This is a genomic window from Marinitoga sp. 1197, from assembly GCF_001021165.1.
Lineage (GTDB): Bacteria > Thermotogota > Thermotogae > Petrotogales > Petrotogaceae > Marinitoga.
In genome coordinates this window covers 1-1,525 of the sequence record NZ_AZAY01000037.1, presented here as the reverse complement: position 1 = coordinate 1,525, position 1,525 = coordinate 1, and the positions used below count along the sequence as shown (strand labels likewise).

Annotated in this window: 1 protein-coding gene; it reads right to left on the bottom strand. The window is 29.8% G+C overall.

Annotation, left to right across the window (positions count from 1 at the left end; translation table 11 throughout):
* Positions 1–30: 30 nt before the first annotated feature.
* A complete protein-coding gene (locus tag X275_RS08990) occupies positions 31–1,494 on the bottom strand; it encodes an IS1182 family transposase (RefSeq protein ID WP_156168758.1) in 1,464 nt (487 codons plus the stop codon).
* Between the last annotated feature and the right edge of the window lie 31 nt (positions 1,495–1,525).

The window sequence follows — 1,525 nt, the reverse complement described above, 5'->3', positions numbered from 1 at the left end:
TTCAGATTGAAGACAAACCTCTTTGCTAAATCAAGCAGAGAGGTATTTTTTATCTTTGAAATATAAAATTGAGAAATTTTTTTTGATTTTTTGGAGAGCAAGAAGAAAATTTTGAAGTTTTTTCGAAAAATTTGAGGTTCCCTTCCTATTTCTCCATAGCCATATAGCCATTTTCTTCAAATTCATGGCTGCAAAGACTAATAAAGCTTCCATGGACACTTTTTCTTTTCCTCTTAATGTTGTCCATCTCATTGAATGTTTTTCTTTTAAATCTGCAAATACTCTTTCTATTGTTTCTTTTCTTCTTGAATATACTTCTTTTCCATACTCACTTAATCTGATTTTATCTGCTTTTTCTATTTCATCTTCCCAAATGTGTCGGGCTATCCTTTTGATTTTATCTTTACTTGATGTACATTTATCTAATAATGGGCACATTTCACATATTAGTCTATCCGATTTATATTCTTTATATCCTTCTCTAGTGGTTGTTACATATTTTAATTCCTCTCCTTGAGGACATATATATACGTCTCTTTCTTTATCATATTTGAATTTTCTTTTATTCATCATTCCTTTTCTTCCTATTGGTCTTGTGTATGGTACTACTGGTATTATTCCTTTTTCAAATATTGATTTTATTATGAATCCTTTTTTATATCCTGCATCTATTGCAACTGCTTTTGGCTTTTTATTTGTATTTTTTATCGCTTCTTCTAATACTTCTTCAAACATTTCACTGTCATGGATATTTGCCCCTGTTACTTTTACTCCTAATACAAACCCATTCCTATCACTTGCTGCATGATAGGAATATGCAAACATCTTTTCTTTTCCCTGTTTATTTAACATTCCGCTTTCCGGATCTGTTGTACTTTCCTTTGTTTCTTTCTTTTTAGGTTCTTCTTTTTTAGGTTTTAATGACTTTTTCCCGTGTTTTTTTCTATCTTCATTGATTTCTGCTTCTAATTTAGCCTTGTATGATTTTGTTTCTTTTTCAATTATTTTTTTTATGTATTTTTTCTTATTTGCATTTGCTTTTACATGAGTTGCATCTATGAATATCTCCTCTGCATTTATTAAATTATTTTTTATTGCCTCTTCTAATATGTGTTTAAATATCTTTTCAAATATATCTGTCCCTCTAAATCTTCTCTCGTAATTCTTTCCAAATGTTGAAAAATGTGGAATCTTCTCATGTAATCCATATCCTAAAAACCATCTATATGCCACATTGGTTTCTATTTCTTTTATTGTCTGTCTCATGGATCTTATTCCGAATATATATTGTATCAGCACTATTTTTATCAATACTACTGGATCTATACTTGGTCTTCCATTATCCTGTGAGTACTTATCTTCTACTAACTTATATATGAAATCAAATTTTATTGCTGCTTCTATTTTTCTTACTAAATGGTCTTCCGGCACCAAATCCTCTATTGCTACCATCTCTATTTGTCTTCTTGCATCTCTTTTCCTTTTGGTGATCACTTCTTTCACCTCCAAAAAAAAATCCAAGTAA